The following is a 19,479-nucleotide window of genomic DNA, read 5'->3' on the forward strand; positions in this document are numbered from 1 at the left end:
GATCAGGGGCCGGGCCGCGATCGGGGGCCGGACCGCGATCGGGGCGGCAACCTCGCCAGTGGCATATGCGGCGCGGCAGGGTACGCCGCTCCCCGCCGTGCTGTCCGGCGAACCACGCTTTCCCTCCCGGACACCCGGCTGACACCCCACTCTGCTGTCCGTGGACATCTGGACCTATCAGTCGGTGGAGTACGTCACGGTGGCCGGGGAGGCCTGGCTCGCCTCCGCCAGCGAGTACCCCCGCAGCATGCGCGCCCTCTGGGAGTCGCGCCCGTGGGCGCCCTCGGTGCTGCCCTGCGGGCGCGCCTTCGACGTGATCAGCATGCCGTCCCTGTTCGGCCGGCGGGTGCTGGAGGAGCTGTGGACCTCCGGCCCCGGCTGCGGCCCGGTCGCCGTGTACCGGGGGCGCACCCTGCTGTTCGTCCGGCCCGGGGCGGCGGCCCGGCTGCGGCGGCTGCTCGCCTGGGAGGAGTGGGCCCGTGACGTCCCGCCGCTGCTCTGCCACGGCCGCGGCGACGCGGTGACCGTCCCGCCGGTGCAGCGGATGCTGCACAGCCCGGACTCGCCAGGTCTGGGTGCCGGGCGGTGGATCGTCGCCCCGGAGGCCCGGGAGCCGTGGCTGCCGGGCGCCTCGGTGGTGCTCTGGGCCTGCGTCCGGGCGGCCCGAGAGTCGGCCGAGCGGGCCGGTTCGACGGCCCTGCCGGTGGGTTGAGCCCGGCGCTGCCGGTGGGCCGGGGCGCGGCCGCCCCCGGCTCCGGGTATTCGATTTTGGCCGGGCCGCGCGCCGCTGCTAAAGTCTTCTCTGTCAGCAGGCGCCGCTAGCTCAGTTGGTTAGAGCAGCTGACTCTTAATCAGCGGGTCCGGGGTTCGAGTCCCTGGCGGCGCACAGACAGCCGGAAGGCCCCTTGCGAGAGCGAGGGGCCTTCCGGCGTTTTCCGATCCTTGGGGCAGGTACGGGGTGCCGGACGGGTCGATCCCGTCCGGCACCCCGCGGGCTCAGCGGCCGCGCAGCGAGCGGTAGCGCGCGGCCAGCTCCGCGGTGGAGCTGTCCAGCGCGTCGGCGCCCTCACCGGTCAGCAGCACCGGCTCGATCCGCTTGGCGAGCACCTTGCCGAGCTCGACGCCCCACTGGTCGAAGGAGTCGATGTTCCAGATCGCGCCCTGGACGAACACCTTGTGCTCGTACAGCGCGACCAGCTGGCCGAGCACCGACGGGGTCAGCTCCCCGGCCAGGATGGTGGTGGTCGGGTGGTTGCCCTTGAAGGTCTTGTGCGGGACCAGCTCGGCCGGCACGCCCTCGGCCGCGACCTCCTCCGGCGTCTTGCCGAAGGCCAGCGCCTGGGTCTGGGCGAAGAAGTTGGCGAGCAGCAGGTCGTGCTGGGCGACCAGGCCGTCGGGCAGGTCGGCGACCGGCCGGGCGAAGCCGATGAAGTCGGCCGGGATGACCTTGGTGCCCTGGTGCAGCAGCTGGTAGTAGGCGTGCTGGCCGTTGGTGCCGGGCGTGCCCCAGACCACCGGGCCGGTCTGCCAGCTCACCGGGTTGCCCTCGCGGTCCACCGACTTGCCGTTGGACTCCATGTCCAGCTGCTGGAGGTAGGCGGTGAACTTCGACAGGTAGTGCGAGTACGGCAGCACCGCGTGCGCCTGGGCGTCGAAGAAGGCCCCGTACCAGACGCCGAGCAGGCCGAGCAGCAGCGGGACGTTCTCCTCGGCGGGAGCGGTGCGGAAGTGCTCGTCGACCAGGTGGAAGCCGTCCAGCATCTCGCGGAAGGCGTCCGGGCCGATGGCGATCATCAGCGAGAGGCCGATCGCCGAGTCGTAGGAGTAGCGGCCGCCCACCCAGTCCCAGAACTCGAACATGTTGGCGGTGTCGATGCCGAAGTCCGCGACGCCCTCGGCGTTGGTGGAGAGGGCGACGAAGTGCTTCGCCACCGCCTCGGTGCCGGCGTCCAGGCCCGCGAGCAGCCAGCTGCGGGCGGAGACCGCGTTGGTGATGGTCTCGATGGTGGTGAAGGTCTTGGAGGCGACGATGAAGAGCGTCTCCGCCGGGTCGAGGTCGCGGACGGCCTCGTGCAGGTCGGCGCCGTCCACGTTAGAGACGAAGCGGACGTCGAGGTCGCGGTCGGCGAAGGAGCGCAGCGCCTCGTAGGCCATCGCGGGGCCGAGGTCGGAGCCGCCGATGCCGATGTTGACGACCGTGCGGATCCGCTTGCCGGTGTGGCCGCGCCAGTCGCCGGCGCGGACCTGCTCGGCGAAGGCCGCCATCTTGTCGAGGACGGCGTGCACGGCGGGCACCACGTTCTCGCCGTCCACCTCGACGACGGCGCCGCGCGGGGCGCGCAGCGCGGTGTGCAGGACGGCGCGGTGCTCGGTGTTGTTGATCTTCTCGCCGCGGAACATCGCGTCCCGCAGCCGGGCGACGCCGGTGGCCTCGGCGAGCTCGCGCAGCAGGGTCAGCGTCTCGTCCGTGACCAGCTGCTTCGCGTAGTCCACGTGCAGGTCGCCGACCCGGAGGGTGTAGCGGCGGCCGCGCTCCGGGTCGGCGGCGAACAGCTCGCGCAGGTGCGTCTCGCCCAGCTCCGTGCGGTGCTTGCCGAGGGCGGCCCACTGCGGGGTGCGGTCCAGGGGGGTACGGGAGTCGGCACGGGTCTCCGACATCGGTGGCTCCTCGTTTCATCTGGGTGCAGATACCGGCAGGGCCAGGCGGGAGGGTTTTCGCGAGGTCGTGCGGGTACTGATGGTGCGCCGACTCCGTTGACGGCCTGCCCGGGGCCAGCCTATGCAACGTCGGGACCACCTGCGCACATTCCGTTCGGGGACGCTCCGTGGCCCGGCGGCCACCGGCCCGGCGGGCCGCCGCCGGGGTGCCCCCGGGCCGGCTGCGCGGACGCCGCCGACACCCCCGGACGGCGCGTCACTTCCGTTCGGAGCGGAGGTCGAGCCCGCGCAGCACCCGGTCGACCAGCTCCGGGTCGGCGCCGAGCTCGCTGCGGGCGGCCAGCATCTCGCGCCGGGAGGCGGCGATCATCTCCTGCTCGACGCTGTACGCGGCGCGCCACTGGCTCAGCCGCAGCTTGGCCTCGCTGGCCTCCTCCTCGGCGTACTTCTCCGGGCAGAGCCGGGCCAGCCGGTCGTGCTGACGGTCCCGCAGGCGATCGGCGACCTCGGCGGGCAGCTTGTCCTGCTCCTCCAGTTCGCCGAGCCGTTCGAGCCCGGCCCGGGCGGCCCGCCACCAGAGCTCGCGCACCGCCTGCTCGTGCTTGTCCTGGTCGATGTCCAGGTGCAGCCGCTTGGCCAGCCACGGCAGGGTGAGCCCCTGGACCAGCAGGGTGAAGAGGACGACGCTGAAGGCGATGAAGACCAGCCGGCCGCGTTCGGGGAAGCCCTCACCGGAGTCGACGGTCAGCGGGACGGCCAGGGCGAGCGCGACGGTGGCCACCCCGCGCATCCCGGACCACCAGAGCACCACGCTCTCCTGCCAGCTGATCGGGGTGTCCTCCTCCACGTCGGCCCGCAGCTTCCGGGAGAGCCAGCCGGCCGGCAGCAGCCAGAGCAGCCGGGTCACGACCACCACGGCGATGACGGCGGCCGCGTCGCCGAGCATGCTCGTCCAGCCGGTGCCGGCCTCCTTCAGGACGGTGGCCAGCTCCAGGCCGATCAGGCCGAAGGCGACCCCGGTGATCAGGATCTCGACGATCTCCCAGAAGGCGTTGCCCACCAGCCGGTAGGAGACGGCGTCGGCCTCCGCGGCGCGTTCCGCCAGGTAGAGCGCGCAGACCACGACGGCGAGCACACCGGAGCCGTGGATCTCCTCGGCCAGGGTGTAGGCGGCGAAGGGCACCAGCAGGTTGAGCGCGACCTGCTGGGTGGGGTCCTCCAGGAAGGAGGCGAGCTTGGCGTTGAGCCAGCCGAGGCCGACGCCGATGATGACGGCGAGGACGGCCGAGAGCACGAAGCGCAGCACCGCGTGGCCGGGCGAGAAGTCGCCGCTGACCACCGCGTCGATGGCCAGCGAGTAGATGACGATCGCGGTGACGTCGTTGAACAGGCCCTCGCTCTCCAGGATCGACACCAGCCGGCGCGGCAGGCCGATGCTGCCGGCCACCGCGACGGCGGCGACCGGGTCCGGCGGGGAGACCAGCGCGCCGACCGCGACGGCGGCCGCGACCGGCAGCGCGGGAAGCAGCGCGTGCACGGTGCCGGCGACCGCGGTGGTGGTGACCACCACCAGCGCGACCGCGAGCAGCAGGATGGAGCGGATGTTGGCCCGGAAGTAGCGGACCGAGGAGCGCCGGGCGACGGCGAAGATCAGCGGCGGCAGGACCAGCGGGAGAATCAGGTCCGGGTCGAGGGTGACGTCCGGGATCTGCGGGACCAGCGCCATGACGATGCCCAGCAGGGTCATCAGCACGGGCTGCGGCACGCCCGTCCGCCGGGCGAGCGGCATGGTCACGACGGAGGCGAGCAGCACCACGAAGAGCAGGGGCAGCTGGCCCACGGGGAGGTTCCTCTCGACGGCGGATCGGTGGCGGAGAGCGGGTGGCGGAGAGCGGGTGGCGGAGGGTGGCTGGCGGAGCGGGTGGCGACGGGCGGGTGGCGGACGACGGGGCGGCCGGGCGCGACTCGGGCCGCCGTCGAGGATAAATCCGACAATGCGCTCAGTTGACGCAACACGCCGGAGGGCCCTTGACCTCAAGTCCGCTTCACCTTCGATGATCGGGGCGCAGGCAGGACCGAGAGCGCAGACCACGAGGCAGGAGCTCCAGATGAAGGCTGTGACCGTCCCCCGGTTCGGCGGCCCAGAGGTACTGCGGGTGACCGAGGTACCCACCCCCGCCGCCGGACCGGGCGAGGTGCGGGTCCGCGTCTACGCGGCCGGGGTGCAGCCCGCCGACCTCGCCGTCCGGGAGGGCTGGGCGCCACCGGGCGTGCGGGTCGAGCTGCCGGCCGTCCCGGGCAACGAGTTCGCCGGGGTGGTCGACCAGCTCGGCCCCGACAGCCGGGGCTGGGCGGTCGGCGACCAGGTGCTGGGCTTCCGGCCGCTGAACAGCCACGCCGAGTTCGTCACCGTCGACGGCTCCCAGCTGGTCCCCAAGCCGGCCGGGATGCCGTGGGAGCAGGCGGGCTCGCTGTCCGCCTCCGGGCAGACCGCCCATGTCGCGCTGACCCTGCTGGGGGTCGGCCGGGGCGACACCGTCCTGGTCCACGGTGCCTCGGGCGGAGTCGGCACGGTCGCCGTCCAGCTCGCCCGCGCCTGGGGCGCCACCGTGATCGGCACCGCGAGCGACCGCAACCACGCCTATCTGCGCGAGCTGGGCGCGATCCCGGTCGGGTACGGGGACGGGCTGGTCGAGCGGGTGCGGGCGGTGGCGCCGCAGGGGGTGGACGCGGCCTTCGACGCGGCCGGGCGCGGCGCCCTGGAGGCCTCCGTGGAGCTGGTCTCCGACCGGGACCGGATCGGCACCATCGTGGACTTCCCGACCGCCGCGCGGCTCGGCCTGCGCATGCTGCGGGGGCCGCGGACGGCGGCCCGGCTGGCCGAGCTGGTCGAACTCTGGGAGTCGGGCGGTCTGCGGCTGGAGATCGCCGACACCTTCCCGCTGGAGCGCGCGGCCGAGGCGCACCGGATGGTCGGCACCGGCCACGTCCGGGGCAAGGTGGTGCTCACCCCGTGATCCCGGCGCGCCCCCGATCCCCGGACGCCGCGCCCCGGGCCACCGGCGGCGGGCCGGGCGCGGGGCCGTTCGGCCCCCGATTGTGAGTTTCGGCTGCTGACCAGGTAATGTTCTCCGCGTCAGCAGGCGCCGCTAGCTCAGTTGGTTAGAGCAGCTGACTCTTAATCAGCGGGTCCGGGGTTCGAGTCCCTGGCGGCGCACAGACAGCCGGAAGGCCCCTCGTGAGAGCGAGGGGCCTTCCGGCGTTTCCGGGCCCCTGAAGCCGGACCTCGTGGCGCCGGGCGCCGGACGGGGGCGATCCCGTCCGGCGCCCGGCGCGGGCGGTCGGTCAGCGGCAGTCGGTCAGCGGTGGTCGGTCAGCGGCGGAAGTAGCTGTCGAAGTTCTTGGAGAACTCACGGCCGCCGAACTGGTCCCAGTTGATCGACCAGGTCATCAGGCCGCGCAGGTTCGGCTGGGGGCCGGCCTTGGGGACGTAGCTGCCGCAGTTGGTGGCCTTGGTGAGGCAGTCCAGCGCCTTGTTGACCTCGGCGGGGGCGACGTAGCCGTTGCCCGCGTTGGTGGTGGCCGGCATGCCGATGGCGACCTTGCTCGCGGGCAGCGCCGGGAACACGTTGTTGGTGTTGCCCGCCACCGGGAAGCCCTTGAGCAGCATGTCGGTCATCGCGACGTGGAAGTCGGCGCCGCCCATCGAGTGGTACTGGTTGTCCAGGCCCATGATCGAGCCGGAGTTGTAGTCCTGGACGTGCAGCAGGGTGAGGTCGTCGCGCAGGGCGTGGATCACCGGCAGGTAGGCGCCGGCGCGCGGGTCCTGGCCGCCCCACGGGCCGGACCCGTAGTACTGGTAGCCGAGTTGGACGAAGAAGGTCTCCGGGGCCATGGTGAGGACGAAGTTCGGGCCGTACTTGGCCTTCAGCGTCTTCACGGCGGAGATCAGGTTGACGACGACCGGGCTGGTCGGGTTCTTGAAGTCGGTGTCGCCGGTGTTCAGGGAGAGCGAGTGGCCCTCGAAGTCGATGTCGAGGCCGTCCAGCCCCCACTTGTCGATGATCGCCGAGACCGAGCTGACGAAGGCGTCGCGGGCGGCCGTGGTGGTGAGCTGGACCTGGCCGTTCTGGCCGCCGATCGAGATCAGCACCTTCTTGCCCTTGGCCCGCTTGGCGGCGATCGCGGCCTTGAAGTCCGCGTCGGACTCCACCCCCGGGCACTCGGTGACCGGGCAGCGGTTGAACCGGATGTCGCCGGAGGTGACGGAGGTCGGCTCGCCGAAGGAGAGGTTGATGAAGTCCCAGGAGTCCGGGACGTCGGCGACCTTGGTGTAGCCGGCGCCGTTGGCGAAGCTGGCGTGCAGGTAGCCGACCAGGGCGTGGCTGCCGGCCGGCCCGGTGGGCGTACCGGTGGGCGTGCCGGTGGGCGTCACGGTCGGGGTGACCGTCGGGGTCACGGTGGGCGTGACGGTCGGGGTCACCGTGGGGGTGACCGTGGGCGTCACGGTGGGCGTCGGGCTGGGCGCGCCCGGCCCGTCCAGCGAGACGTCGTCCGCGTAGTAGGTGCCCTGGCCGTACCAGCCGTGGGTGTACACGGTGGCGCTGGTCTGGGTCGCGGACGTGGTGAAGCTGACGCTGAGCTTCTGGTAGGCGCCGCCGGTGCCCGGCGTCCAGGTGCTGGTGCCGCCGTCCACGCCGAGGTAGACGTACGAGCCCTTGAGGTACGCGCTGAGCGTGTAGGTGGTGTTGGGGGCGACCGTGACGGTCTGGGCGCAGCGGGCCGTGTCACCGGCCGAGGCGGCCGCGGCGAGGGCGTAACTGCCGCTGTGGGCCTGGCCGGTGACGACGCTGCCGGTGCCGGCGGAGCAGTTCCAGGGGCCGCTGGCCCCGCTCTCGAAACCGCCGTTGACCAGGAACTCCCCGGCCGAGGCGGCGGGCGCGAGGCCGAGCGTCAGGCCGACCATGGTCGCGGCGGCGACGGCCGAGGCGGTGCCGGCGGCGAGCAGTGTGCGGGGGCGCCGGCGGGGCGGGACGGGTGCGGCTACAGGTGTTCTGCGCATGCGGGGACTCCTGCGGGGGCGCGGATCGTGGGGGACGTCCGAGGGCACGGCGAAGGTACGTGCCAGTGGGGGTTCGGCCCGACCGCGCACCCTAGTTGGACTAGACCACTGAAGTGGATTCGGCCGTGCGGTGTCAATGGTCCAGACCGGTCGGACCCTGCCGCGCGGCGCGTCCGGTTGCCGCGCGTAACACCCCGTCGAACCATGGAGAGATGACGGCACCCGGCTACCTCCGCTACCCGCACCTGCGCGGGGGCCTGCTGGCGTTCACCGCCGAGGACGACGTCTGGATCGCCCCGCTCTCCCCCGGCGGCACCGTCGGCCGTGCCTGGCGGGTCAGCTGCGACCGGACCAGGGTCAGCCACCCCCGGATCTCCCCCGACGGCCGCACCCTGGCCTGGACCGCCTGGCAGAGCCCGACCCCCGAGATCTGGACCGCGCCGGTCGAGGGCGGCGAGGCCGTCCGGCTCAGCTACTGGGGCAGCCAGGACACCCGGCTGCGCGGCTGGCTGCCGGACGGCGAACTCCTCGCCGTCACCTCCTACCACGAGCCCTTCGGCCACTACACCTGGGCGCACGCGCTGCCGCCGGACGGCTCCCCCGGCCGCCGGATGCCCTGGGGGCCGGTCGGCGACGCCCAGCTGAGCCGGGCGCACACCGTGCTGCTCACCGGCTCGGCGCCGCACGAGCCGGCCGCCTGGAAGCGCTACCGGGGCGGCGCCACCGGCCGGCTCTGGGTGGACGGCGAGCAGGTCCTGGCCGGTCACCGGGGGCACCTCGCCTCGCCCATGCCGGTCGGCGACCGGATCGCCTTCCTCTCCGACCACGAGGGCATCGGCAACCTCTACTCCTGCCGCCCCGACGGCACCGACCTGCGCCGGCACACCGACCACGCCTCCTACTACGCCCGCGAGGCCGCCACCGACGGCACCCGGATCGTCTACCAGCACGCCGGCGACCTCTGGGTGCTGGAGGGCCTGGACGCGCCCGCGCCGCACCGGCTGCGGGTGCCGCTGGGCGGCGCCCGGGCCGGCCGGCGGCCGTACCAGGTGAGCGCCGCCTCCCACGTCAAGGACCTGGCCTGCGACCACACCGGCCGCGCCGGGCTGATCACCGTGCGGGGCAGCCAGTACTGGCTCACCCACCGGGACGGCCCGGCCCGGGCGCTCGCCGACACCCCGGGCGTGCGCACCCGGCTGCCGGTCCTGCTCGGGCACACCGGTGAGGCGGGCTGGATCACCGACGCACAGGGCGAGGACGCGGTCGAGATCGTCCCGCTGCCCGGCCACGACGCCCCCGGGCACGGGGGCGACGATCCGGGGACGGCGGCGGACGGCACGGGCCCGGCGGCGGACGGCACGCACACGGCGGCGGACGGCACGGGCCCGGCGGCGGACGGCACGGGCCCGGCGGCGGACGGCACGGGGACGCACCGGCACCGGGTGCTCGCCGCCGGCCGGCTCGGGCGCGTCCTGGAGCTCACCGCCTCCCCCGACGGCACCCACCTGGCCGCCGCCGCCTCCGACGGACGGCTGCTGCTGGTCGCCACCGCGGACGGCGCCGTCCGCGAACTGGCCGCCTCCGAGCACGGGCCGGTCGGCGGTGCCCGCTTCTCCCCCGACTCGCACTGGATCGCCTGGTCCCAGCCGGTCGCGGGGCGCTCCCTGCGCCGGATCCGGCTGACCCGCACCGACGTGCCCGCGCCGATCACCGAGATCACCGACGGCCGCTTCGAGGACGAGCAGCCGGTGTTCACCCGGGACGGCCGCTACCTGGCCTTCCTGTCCTGGCGCGGCTTCGACCCGGTGCACGACGTGCACACCGGCGACCTCTCCTTCCCGCTCGGCTGCCGGCCCTACCTCGTCCCGCTCACCGCCGACACCCCGTCCCCGTTCGCCGCCCCCGCCGAGGACGGCGCCCCGCGCGGCGACGGCGGCGGGGACGGCACCGTGCACGTGGACCCGCGGGGCATCGGCGAGCGGCTGCTGCCGTTCCCGGTGATCGCCTCCAAGTACTCGGCGACCGACGCCGTGCGGGGCGGGCTGGTCTGGCTGCGCTGGCCGATCTCCGGCACCCTCGGGCAGACCTTCACCAACCCGGACGACACCTCCGGCCGCCCCTCGCTGGAGTACTTCGACCTGGCCCGGGGCACCCGCAGCACGCTGGCCGACAAGCTGGACGGCTACGCCGTCTCGGGCGACGGCGGCTCGGTCGCGGTCTACTCGGCCGGCACCCTGCGGATCGTCCCGGTCACCGCGCCGTCCGCCGGCACCACGGTGGACCTGCGGCGGATCACCCACACCGTGCGTCCGGCCGCCGAGTGGCGCCAGGCGTACCACGAGGCGGCGCGGATCGTCCGGGACCAGTTCTGGGACGCCGGGATGTCCGGGCTGGACTGGCCCGCGCTGGTCGCCCAGTACGAGCCGCTGCTGGAGCGGATCGCCGGGCCGGACGACTTCGCCGACCTGCTCCGCGAGCTGCTCGGCGAGCTGGGCACCTCGCACGCGTACGTCACGCCGTCCCGGCGCGGCGAGGGGCCCTCACCGGTCCAGCAGCCGCTCGGCCTGCTCGGCGCCAACGCCCGCCACTCCGCCGACGGCCGCTGGCTGGTCGACCGCATCCTGCCCGGCGAGTCCTCCGACCCGCGTGCCCGGGCCCCGCTGGCCTCCCAGGGCGTCCGGGACGGCGACGAGCTGCTGGCGGTGGCCGGTCGCCCGGTGGACCGGGTGCGCGGTCCGGCCCCGCTGCTGGCCGGCACCGGCGGCACCAGCGTCGAGCTGACCCTGCGCGGCCGGGAGGGCCGGGACGGCCGGGGCACCGGGATCCGCCGGATCACCGTCACCCCGCTGACCGACGAGCGGCCCATCCGCTACCAGGACTGGGTGGCCAAGCGCCGCTCCCTGGTCCGGGAGTTCAGCGACGGCCGGTGCGGCTACCTGCACATCCCGGACCTCGGCGGCTCGGGCTGGGCGCAGTTCAACCGGGACCTCCGCCGGGAGCTGGACAAGCCCGCGCTGGTCCTGGACGTCCGCGGCAACGCCGGCGGCAACGTCTCCGAGCTGGTCCTGGAGAAGCTCACCCGGCCGGTGCTGGCCTGGGACTTCAGCCGGGGGCGCCAGCCGGTGCGCTGGCCGCGCAACGCACCGCGCGGACCGATCGTGGCCCTGGCCGACGAGGCCACCAGCTCGGACGGCGACGTCATCATCGCCGCGATCAAGCTGCTGCGGCTCGGCCCGGTGGTCGGCAACCGCACCTGGGGCGGGGTGGTCGGCATGACCGGGCGGCACACGCTCGGCGACGGGACGCAGATCTCGGTGCCGAAGAACGCCTCCTGGTTCACCGGCGGGCTCGGCTGGTCGGTGGAGAACCACGGCGTGGAGCCGGACGTGCACGTGCTGCGCACCCCGCAGGACTGGGCCCGGGGGCAGCACCCCGAGCTGGTCACGGCCGTCCGGCTGGCGCTGGACCTGCTGGAGGACGCGCCGGCCGCCGTCCCGCCACCGGACGACACCCCGCGGCCGAACCTGCGGCGGCCGCCGCTGCCGCCGCGCGGGCACTGACCGGCGCCCGGGAACGCCGTAGGGACGCGCCCGGCGGGCGCGTCCCTACGGCGTGCCGATCAGCGGTCGGCAGTCGGCGATCAGCGGTCGGCGTCAGTCCCAGGGATCACCCTCGGCCGTCATGTCCTCGCGGGCCCGCTCCTCGGCCTCCCGTTCGGTGACCCGGGGGGTCTGCCGGGCCTCGCCGACCCGGCGGGCCCGTTCGGTCTCGGCGCCGAACGCGTCGGCGGCCTCGTCGTGGGCGAGCGCGGCCCGCTGGGCGGGGTCCGTCATCGCGGTGGTGTCCTGTTCGTGGCTCCCGCCGAGTGAGGAGGACCTGGCCTCCCCGGCGGCGTCGTGCGCCTTGTGGCGGAACCTGTCGAAGATGCCCATGACTCCTCCTCCGGACGACTTCCGGGCTGCCCCCACTCTCACACCGGTGTCCGGCGGGCGCATCCGCTGGCGGGCCGCCCGGGCCCCGGCCCCCGGGAGCCCGCGCGCGGACGGCCCCCGGGGGATCACCGACCGTCGTCCTCCCGGGGGCCGGGGCCCGGCGGCGGCTGGATCCGGTGGCTGGATCCAGCGCCCGGGGATCAGCCGCTGACGCTGGCCGTACCGGTCTCCAGATGGCCGGTGAACCGCTGCGACCAGGAGCTGTCCGCGGTCACCGTGACGGTGAAGTCGTACCAGCCGTTGGTGTAGGCGACCACGTTGAAGAAGTCGCTCACGCTGCCGCCGGCCGGCACCTGGTAGGTCCAGGGGCCGTCCGTGCGGTAGTTGTTCGAGGTGATGGTGAAGGTCAGCGCCGTGGTGCCGGTGTTGGCGAGCTTGAGGTAGAGCGCCGGCTTCCCGGTACCCGGCTCGACCGCGTACGAGGCGGTGACCGCCGCGTTCTTGCCCGCCTTGGTGGCATCGCCCCTGAAGCGGCGCAGGAAGCGGTTGGGGCCGACCACCGAGAGGTCGTACGGGCCGCCGCCGAAGCCGGTGCCGCAGTTGAAGAAGTCGCTCTGGTTGCCGCCCGGGTCGACGGTGTACTGCCAGGGCCCGCCGCTGCGGTAGGCGTTGGCGTAGGCCGCGAAGTGCGCCGACTTCTGGGCGACCGCGCCCTCGTTGGCCATCTTCAGCCAGACCTTGATCGCCCCGGCGGAGCCGAACTCCAGGCGGTCCAGGTTGGCGTTCGGCTGGTACGGCAGGGCGCGGGCCGGACGGGTGCCGGGCTCCTGGACGGGCAGCTTGTTGTCGACCGGCGCCGGGTTGGGCAGCGGTCCGCAGCTCGACATGCCGATCACCGCGTCGGTGTTGGGCAGGGCGGGCAGGCCGTAGACCGGGTTGGCGAAGTCGAAGGCGCTGGTGAGGTCGCCGCAGACCCGGCGGCGCCAGTCGGTGATGTTGGGGCAGGTGGCCGGCTTGCCGATGGCGGCCGTCCACTTCTCCAGGAAGCGCAGCACCGAGGTGTGGTCGAAGACCTCGGAGTTGACCCAGCCGCCGCGGGTCCAGGGCGAGATGGCGATCATCGGGACGCGGAAGCCGAGGCCGATGTTGGTCCCGCCGTAGAACTCGCCCGGGGTGCCGGCCGGCGCGGCGGGCGGCGGGACGTGGTCGAAGAAGCCGTCGTTCTCGTCGTAGTTGAGGAAGAGGACGGTGGAGTTGAAGACGTCCGGGGCGGCGGCCAGGGCGTCGATCACGTTGTGGACGAAGTGCGCGCCGTCCTGGGGGGTCGAGTAGGGGTGCTCGGAGGAGCCCTGGTCGGGGACGATCCAGGAGACCTGCGGGAGCGTGCCGTTCAGCGCGTCGGCCCTGAGCGCGGCGACGATGTCGTCCGGGGTCCGGCCGGTCGCCTTGGGGACGGAGCCCATGCCCTTGACCGCGAGCGGGCTGCCGGCCGGGGCGGAGCTGAACGCCGTGAAGTAGGCCAGGGCGTTGTCGCCGTAGTTGTCGGCCGCGTTCTGGTAGACCTTCCAGCTCACGCCGGCGCCCTCCAGCGCCTCGGCGTAGGTCTGCCAGCGCAGGCCCTTCTCGTCGCCGCCGTCGTTCGCCGGGCCGCCCGCCGCGCCGTCCGGGTCGATCTGACCGGACCAGTGGTAGGTGCGGTTGGGGCCGGTGGCGCTGAGGACGGAACAGAAGTAGGCGTCGCAGATGGTCCAGTTCTCGGCGAGCGCGTAGTGGAACGGGATGTCCTGGCGGGTGAGGAACCCGAGCGTGCGGACGTTGCCCTTGGCGGCGACCCAGGAGTCCATCTTGCCGCCGTTCCACGCCCGGTGCTGGTCGGACCAGCCGTGAGCCAGGTCGCCGTTGCACTGGGCCAGGCGCTCGGGGTCGGCGCCGCCGGCCGGCTTGGTGGCGCTGAACTGCCACGGGTACTGCCGCCCGAGCCCGTTGGGCTGGTTGAAGACGCTGTACCCGTTGGCGATCTGGATCGCGCTGCGGTCGGCGAAGCCGCGCACGCCGCGCAGCATCCCGAAGTAGTGGTCGAAGCTGCGGTTCTCCTGCATCAGGATGACGATGTGCTTCGCGTCCGCGATGGTGCCGGTCTGCGACAGCGCCGCCGACGGCGCCGGTGCGGGCGCGCCCGGCGCCGCCCCCGCACCGGTGGTCCCGGCCACGGCCAGGCCTGCCGCGGCGGCTCCGGACAACGCGACGAACTTTCTACGACTCAGCTCGGCCATCAGCCCAGCCCGTCCCTTCACTGGCGATGTTGTGCACACAAGTTGGGGCTCGATCGCGCAGCATCCTCCCTCCGCCCGGACCGCCCCACCAGAGGGCCGGGGCAGGGTTGGCGGACTGTTCGCCCGGTCGTCACCGGGCGACGCCGGTCTGAACGGCGGGCTCACCGCCCCGGGTCAGTCCTTCACCGTGATCCCCAGGGCCTGGGCGAACAGCGGTGCCAGTTCGAGGAGCTGCGGAGAGCTGATGACGGCGCCCTGCAGGCCCTGGTGGCCGTCGGGCAGGCCCAGCCGGACGGCGCCGCGAAGGTCCGCCTTGGTCAGCTTGGCGCCGCGGAACCGGACCTCCTCCAGGGTGGAGCCCGGGAAGGAGACCTCGGTCAGCTTGGCGTCGCCGAAGTCCACGTCGCGCAGCAGGCAGTCCTCGAAGACGACGTCGCGCAGGACGGCGGCGCGCAGGTTGACCGCCTCCAGCTTGCAGCCGCGGAAGACCGTCCGGCGCAGCGCCGAACCGTGCGCGGCCACCCCCGCCAGCACCCCGCCGGTGACGGCGCTGTCCTGCCACTCGGTGTCGCTGAGGTCGCAGGCCACCCAGCGGCCGGCCTGGGCCCAGACCTCGTTGAAGCGGGCCCGGCGCAGCCTGACCCCGCTCAGCGCGACGCCGGTGAAGGCGCACTCCAGGAAGGTGGCGCCGCCGGCGGACTGGTCGGTGTACTCGCCACCGTCGAAGTGGACGGTGTCGTAGCGCTCGTCGCTGCGCAGCGGGCCGGAGTGCGGGCGCAGCAGGTGGGCGTACGGCAGGTCGGCCAGGCGGTCGGGGACGGAGAGCGGCATGGCGGCGGTACCTCGCGGTCGGTGGACTGGTCCTCGTCGGCATGCTCGCACGTGGCACCGACAGGGCCCGGCCGCTCGGGGGGAGCGGCCGGGCCCTGTCGGCGGTTCACGCGGTCACGCGGTCACGCGGTCACGCGGTCACGCGGTCACGCGGTCACGCGGTCCGACCGGGGATCGGCCGAGGGGTCAGCCGCGGAGCCAGAGCGAGTTGACCCGGCTGCGCTCGGTGCTGTTCGGGTAGGGGTTGGTGCAGGAGGTGCCCGGGCCGCCGCCGGACATCAGCTCGCTGCACGGGCCCGAGTAGTGGTCCGGCAGGCCGAGCACGTGGCCGGTCTCGTGCGCCGTGACCCGGGTGGAGTTGTACTGACGGTTCTGGGCGTAGTCCAGGAAGATGTAGCCCTGGCCGTGCCCGTTGGTGCTGGCGTAGGACCCGCGCGAGTCGTTGCCCTCGTAGTAGCGGAAGTCGGCGTTGGTCCCGGAGCGCAGCTGCACGTTGGTGACCGAGCCGTTCCAGATCTGGGCGCTCTGCGATATCTGGTTGCGGAAGGTCGGCGCGCTGCTGGCGTCGTAGGTCACCACGACGGCCTTCAGGTACGGCGTGGCCGCCTGCTTGGCCAGCGCGGACTTCATCACGGCCTCGTAGAACGCCTGGTTGTTCGCGTCCTCGGCGGCCGAGCCGGCGTAGGCGGTGGTGGCCGTGTAGCCCTGGACCGCCGGGGCGGGCGCGGCGACGGCGGTGGTGGGCAGGGCGGCCAGGCCGGCGGCGAGCACCAGGCCGACGGCCGCGGAGAGCGTGCGGGACATGCGGTTCATGTGGGGGCTCCTGTTCGCGGGTGCCGGGGCCGCTGGGGGTGGGCCACGGCGAACGGGTGAACGGGTGAACTGATGAACGGTGGAGCGGGCGGAGCGGTGGGGCGGGCGGAGCGCTCCACCGTGGGGCGGTGGAGCGGTCCGACGAGGTGGGGCGGGAGGGACCGGCGGGGCGCGGGGGCCCGCGGACCGGTCAGCGCGTGGTGGCGCTCAGACCGTTGCGCCACAGGGAGTTGACCCGGCTGCGCTCGGTGCTGTTCGGGTACGGGTTGGTGCAGGAGGGGCCCGGGCCGCCGCCGGACATCAGCTCGCTGCACGGGCCCGAGTAGTGGTCCGGCAGGCCGAGCACGTGGCCGGTCTCGTGCGCCGTGACCCGGGTGGAGTCGTACTCCTGGTTCTGGGTGTAGTCGAGGAAGATGTAGCCGGACCCGTGGCCGTCGGTGCTGGCGTACGAGCCGTTGCTCGGGTCGTCGCCCTCGTAGTACGAGAAGTCGGCGTTCGCGCCGGACTGGAGGCGGACGTTGGCGACCGAGCCGTTCCAGATCTGGGCGCTCCGGGATATCTCGGAGGCGAAGGACGGCGCGTTGCTCGCGTCGTAGGTCACCACGACGGCCTTCAGGTACGGCGTGGCCGCCTGCTTCGACCGCGCGGACTTCATCACGGCCTCGTAGAACGCCTGGTTGTCGGCCTTCCCGGTGCCCGGGTGCGCGGAGGCGGCGGCGGTGTAGTGCTGGGCCGCGCCGGTCGCGGGGGCGGCGGTCGCGGTGCCGGGCAGGGCGGCGAGGCCGGCGGCGAGCGCCAGGCCCAGGGCAGCGGAGAACGTCCGCGGAATGCGGTGCATGTGGGGGCTCCGATGGTGGGGTGCGCCGCGGCCGGTGGGGGCCGGTCGCGGGCATCGGATGAATGCTTGCTGTCCCCAGAGCTTGGGTCAGCGCGGCCGCGCGGCGGATGATGTCAACCGGCGATAGCACCGGGCAATCACCCGCGGAGCCGGGGGCGTTCGGACGGACGACCTGTCATGTCCCTGGCGTCACACCGAATTGACCGTTATGCTCCCGACGTGGAGCTCGACGTGAGACACCTCCGGGTGCTGTGCGCGATTGCCGACAGCGGCAGCCTCCGCAAGGCTGCGCTCCAGCTCGGCATGACCCAGCCCTCCCTCACCACGCAGCTGCACCGCATCGAACGGGCCGTCGGCGGCACGCTGTTCACCCGCGAGCAGACCGGCAGCCGGCCCACCGCGCTCGGCCACTCGGTGCTGTCCCGGGCCCGGCCGGTGATCGCCGAGATGGCCGCACTGGTCGCCGCCGCCCGCCAGGAGGCCCGTGAGACCGCCAACGGCGAGCGCGCCCGGCGGCTGCGGATCGGCAGCGTGGGCAGCAGGGCGGTGGCGGCCTGGCTGCGCCGGGTGCACGACCGGCTGCCGGAGACCGACACCACCATCCACATCGACATCTCCGCCAACGCCCTGCTGCGGATGGTCTCCGCCGACCAGTTGGACGTCGCCTTCGTGCACGAGAGCGAGGGCTTCCCGCTGAAGGTCCCGGCGGACACCGAGCACCGGGTCCTGATGGCCCGGGAGCCGCAGTTCGTCGCGCTCGCCGCGGGCCACCCGGCCGCCGCCCGGCCGGTGGTCCACCTGGCCGACCTCGCCGAGGACACCTGGATGGTCGACCCGACGGCCGACCACGAGTACGCCGCGATGCGCCGGGTCTTCAGCGAGGCCGGGCTCAACCCCCGCGTGGTGCAGGTGCGCGACAACGCGACCGCCGCCGAGCTGGTCGCCTCCGGCGAGGCCGTCCGCCCCTGCCAGCCGACCTCGGCCCCCGGGCCCGGCACCGTCGTCCGGCCGGTGCACGGCGACCCGCTGGCCGTCCGGCTGCTGCTCACCTGGCGGCCGCGGGCGCTCAGCCCGCCGGCCCTGGACGCGCTCTACGGGGAGCTGCGGGCCGCCTACCTGGACCTGGCCCGGGTCAGTCCGACCTACCTCGGCTGGCTGTCCCGGCACGGCCAGGCGCTCCAGCAGCTGGTCGGCCACTCCCCAGGGCCCTCCATCGGCCACTCCCCCGGGCAGCCCCACGAGCACCACCCCGGCGGACACCCCGCCGGGCACCCGGCCGCGGCCGCCCCCGGCCGACCGGAGCCTCAGGCCGCGTCGGCGGCGGCCCGGGCGTCGCTGCGCGCGTGCAGCACGACGCCCACTGCCACCGTGGCCGCGGTCACCAGGCCCGCCACCAGGACGCCGGAGCCGCCCGCCGCCGTGCACGCCAGCACCGCCGCCGAGGCGGCGGGCAGCATGGCCTGCTCCGCCCCGCTCTTGGTGTGCCGCGAGTGCAGCAGCCAGACGGTGAACAGGTAGATCGCGGTGGGCACGGTCACCGTCGCGGTGGCGACCGTCTCCGAGACGTGCGCCTTGTGCACCGCCGACTCCACCGCGACCTCCAGGCCGGAGCCGATCGCCGCCGCCGAGCCGAACACCAGGTAGTGGCCGTAGCCCCAGGAGAAGGCCTGCCGGTTGGTGCGCAGGTGGTCGTGGACCGGCCGGGCGAAGTAGATCCACCAGGCCGAGAAGCAGATCAGCAGACCGCCGCCGGCCACCGGCAGCAGCCGGGCCAGCCCCTCGTGCTCGTCCACCGCCGACTGCACCGCCACGGTCGCCGCCGCCACCGTCTCGCCGAGCACGATCAGGGTGAACAGGCCGTACCGCTCCGCGATGTGGTGCGGGTGCCAGCTGGTCCGGAGCCGCAGTTCGGCGATCACCGGCACGGACAGCTCGGCCACGATGCCGATCGGGATCACGTACGCCCGGGCGTCGTGCGGCAGCAGCAGCATCACCACCCAGGCGAGCTGACAGAGCGTGATGCCGGCCGCGTAGCGCAGTGCCACCCCGCGGGCCTGCCCCTCCTCGCCGGCCGCCGCGCGCAGCCACTGGGTGACCATCGCCAGCCGCATCACCACGTAGCCGACGACCGACAGCACCAGGTCCTGCTCGGCGAACATCCGGGGCACCCCGGCGGCGAGGATCAGCACCCCGGCGATCTGGACCAGCGTGGTGACCCGGTAGGGGACGTCGTCGCAGTCGTAGGCGGAGGCGAACCAGGTGAAGTTCATCCAGGCCCACCAGATCGCGAAGAAGGCGAAGACGTACCCGCGCAGGCCGTCCCCGTAGTGGCCGGCGGCCAGGTCGTGGGCGAGCTCCCGACCGGCCTGGCCGACCGCGACCACGAAGCAGAGGTCGAAGAAGAGCTCCAGCGGGGTGGCGACCCGGTGCGGCTCGTTCCGGCTGCGCGGGACCATCCGGCGCACCGGACGCGGGTCGACGTGGTGCGGGCGGGGTGCTGCGGCGGGATCGCTGGTCATGGACGGGTCTCCGGGCTCCGGGGCGGACGGGCTGTACCCGCCGCATCCTGGCAGCGGCCCGGGCCCGGCGCACGCACCGGCGCGGCCGCCCCGCGCCCGGCCTGAGCGCCCCCACGCCCGCGCGGGAGACCGCTCGGGCCCCCGGGCGCGCCACGTCGACCCGCGTCCGGTACGCCCGCACGCCGCTCCCGCACCGCGCCGCTCCGGGCGCCCAGGTCCGTTCTGCCTTGCCGTCAGCGAGAGTTGACGACGCGGTGCGCGAACCGGGTGACAGCGCGACGGGTTTCCGGCGCGCCCCCGCCGGACGGCCCGGCCACCCGGATCTCCCCGCTAGATTTTCCTCGGTTGGAGGCGCGCGGGTCCGGACGGACCCCACGACACGGGTGCCTGCGGGCATCGCGGAAGGTCAAGACCGGTGGCAGGACAGCGGGGGCGGCAGAGCCGTTCCACCCGTGTCCGCACCACCGGCCTCGTGATCACCGCGCTGCTCGCCAGCGCCCGCCGTGCCGTCGACGCCAGCCGTGCCGCCGGCGCCACCACCGCCGCGGTGGCG

Annotated in this window: 12 protein-coding genes, 2 tRNA genes and 1 pseudogene; 6 read left to right on the plus strand and 9 right to left on the minus strand. The window is 73.9% G+C overall.

Going from position 1 to position 19,479, the window contains the following annotated elements:
- Positions 1 to 160 precede the first annotated feature (160 nt).
- Both OG618_RS14150 and OG618_RS14155 read left to right on the plus strand, forming a co-directional pair.
- Positions 161 to 712: a bifunctional DNA primase/polymerase gene (locus OG618_RS14150; RefSeq protein ID WP_329487765.1), complete on the plus strand. Its 552-nt coding sequence runs from the start codon at positions 161 to 163 to the stop codon at positions 710 to 712.
- 100 nt (positions 713 to 812) lie between these two features.
- Positions 813 to 886 (plus strand) — tRNA-Lys (locus OG618_RS14155).
- A 110-nt stretch (positions 887 to 996) separates the two neighbouring features.
- Here the strand turns inward: OG618_RS14155 and pgi are convergent.
- Both pgi and OG618_RS14165 read right to left on the minus strand, forming a co-directional pair.
- The gene (gene pgi, locus OG618_RS14160) at positions 997 to 2,658 is read right to left on the minus strand and encodes a glucose-6-phosphate isomerase (protein ID WP_329487766.1); all 1,662 of its coding nucleotides are present in this window, start codon (positions 2,656 to 2,658) and stop codon (positions 997 to 999) included.
- Positions 2,659 to 2,914: 256 nt separating this feature from the next.
- Entirely contained in the window at positions 2,915 to 4,498 is a 1,584-nt protein-coding gene (locus OG618_RS14165; RefSeq protein WP_329487767.1) for a Na+/H+ antiporter, read from the minus strand.
- 268 nt (positions 4,499 to 4,766) lie between these two features.
- Between OG618_RS14165 and OG618_RS14170 the strand changes: the two genes are divergently transcribed.
- Both OG618_RS14170 and OG618_RS14175 read left to right on the plus strand, forming a co-directional pair.
- Complete coding sequence (locus OG618_RS14170) at positions 4,767 to 5,675, plus strand: NADP-dependent oxidoreductase (protein ID WP_329487768.1); 909 nt, start codon at positions 4,767 to 4,769, stop codon at positions 5,673 to 5,675.
- Between the two features lie 126 nt (positions 5,676 to 5,801).
- A tRNA-Lys gene (locus OG618_RS14175) sits at positions 5,802 to 5,875 on the plus strand.
- A 156-nt stretch (positions 5,876 to 6,031) separates the two neighbouring features.
- Here OG618_RS14175 and OG618_RS14180 read toward each other — a convergent pair.
- Entirely contained in the window at positions 6,032 to 7,720 is a 1,689-nt protein-coding gene (locus tag OG618_RS14180) for a chitinase (RefSeq protein ID WP_442906792.1), read from the minus strand.
- A gap of 212 nt (positions 7,721 to 7,932) precedes the next feature.
- Here OG618_RS14180 and OG618_RS14185 point away from each other — a divergent pair, with 212 nt between their 5' ends.
- A complete protein-coding gene (locus OG618_RS14185) occupies positions 7,933 to 11,280 on the plus strand; it encodes a S41 family peptidase (RefSeq protein ID WP_329487769.1) in 3,348 nt (1,115 codons plus the stop codon).
- Positions 11,281 to 11,373: 93 nt separating this feature from the next.
- Here OG618_RS14185 and OG618_RS14190 read toward each other — a convergent pair whose 3' ends face one another.
- The 5 genes from OG618_RS14190 to snpA (OG618_RS14210) all read right to left on the minus strand — a co-directional run bounded on the left by OG618_RS14190 (position 11,374) and on the right by snpA (OG618_RS14210) (position 16,407).
- Positions 11,374 to 11,652, minus strand: a complete 279-nt coding sequence (locus OG618_RS14190; protein WP_329487770.1) for a hypothetical protein — start codon at positions 11,650 to 11,652, stop codon at positions 11,374 to 11,376.
- Between the two features lie 200 nt (positions 11,653 to 11,852).
- Positions 11,853 to 13,925 carry a phosphocholine-specific phospholipase C gene (locus OG618_RS14195; RefSeq protein WP_329487771.1) on the minus strand — a complete coding sequence of 691 codons (2,073 nt, stop codon included), beginning with the start codon at positions 13,923 to 13,925 and terminating at the stop codon, positions 11,853 to 11,855.
- Positions 13,926 to 14,099: 174 nt separating this feature from the next.
- Complete coding sequence (locus OG618_RS14200; RefSeq protein ID WP_329487772.1) at positions 14,100 to 14,756, minus strand: pentapeptide repeat-containing protein; 657 nt, start codon at positions 14,754 to 14,756, stop codon at positions 14,100 to 14,102.
- 186 nt (positions 14,757 to 14,942) lie between these two features.
- Positions 14,943 to 15,569: a snapalysin gene (gene snpA / locus OG618_RS14205; RefSeq protein WP_329487773.1), complete on the minus strand. Its 627-nt coding sequence runs from the start codon at positions 15,567 to 15,569 to the stop codon at positions 14,943 to 14,945.
- A 190-nt stretch (positions 15,570 to 15,759) separates the two neighbouring features.
- Positions 15,760 to 16,407, minus strand: a complete 648-nt coding sequence (gene snpA / locus OG618_RS14210; RefSeq protein WP_329487774.1) for a snapalysin — start codon at positions 16,405 to 16,407, stop codon at positions 15,760 to 15,762.
- Between the two features lie 177 nt (positions 16,408 to 16,584).
- Between snpA (OG618_RS14210) and OG618_RS14215 the strand changes: the two are divergent.
- A pseudogene (locus tag OG618_RS14215) lies at positions 16,585 to 17,460 on the plus strand (LysR family transcriptional regulator); the annotation flags it as partial.
- 251 nt (positions 17,461 to 17,711) lie between these two features.
- Here OG618_RS14215 and OG618_RS14220 read toward each other — a convergent pair.
- Entirely contained in the window at positions 17,712 to 18,926 is a 1,215-nt protein-coding gene (locus OG618_RS14220; RefSeq protein ID WP_329487775.1) for a low temperature requirement protein A, read from the minus strand.
- Between the last annotated feature and the right edge of the window lie 553 nt (positions 18,927 to 19,479).

The sequence above is a fragment of the Kitasatospora sp. NBC_01246 genome, assembly GCF_036226505.1.
Classification (GTDB): domain Bacteria; phylum Actinomycetota; class Actinomycetes; order Streptomycetales; family Streptomycetaceae; genus Kitasatospora.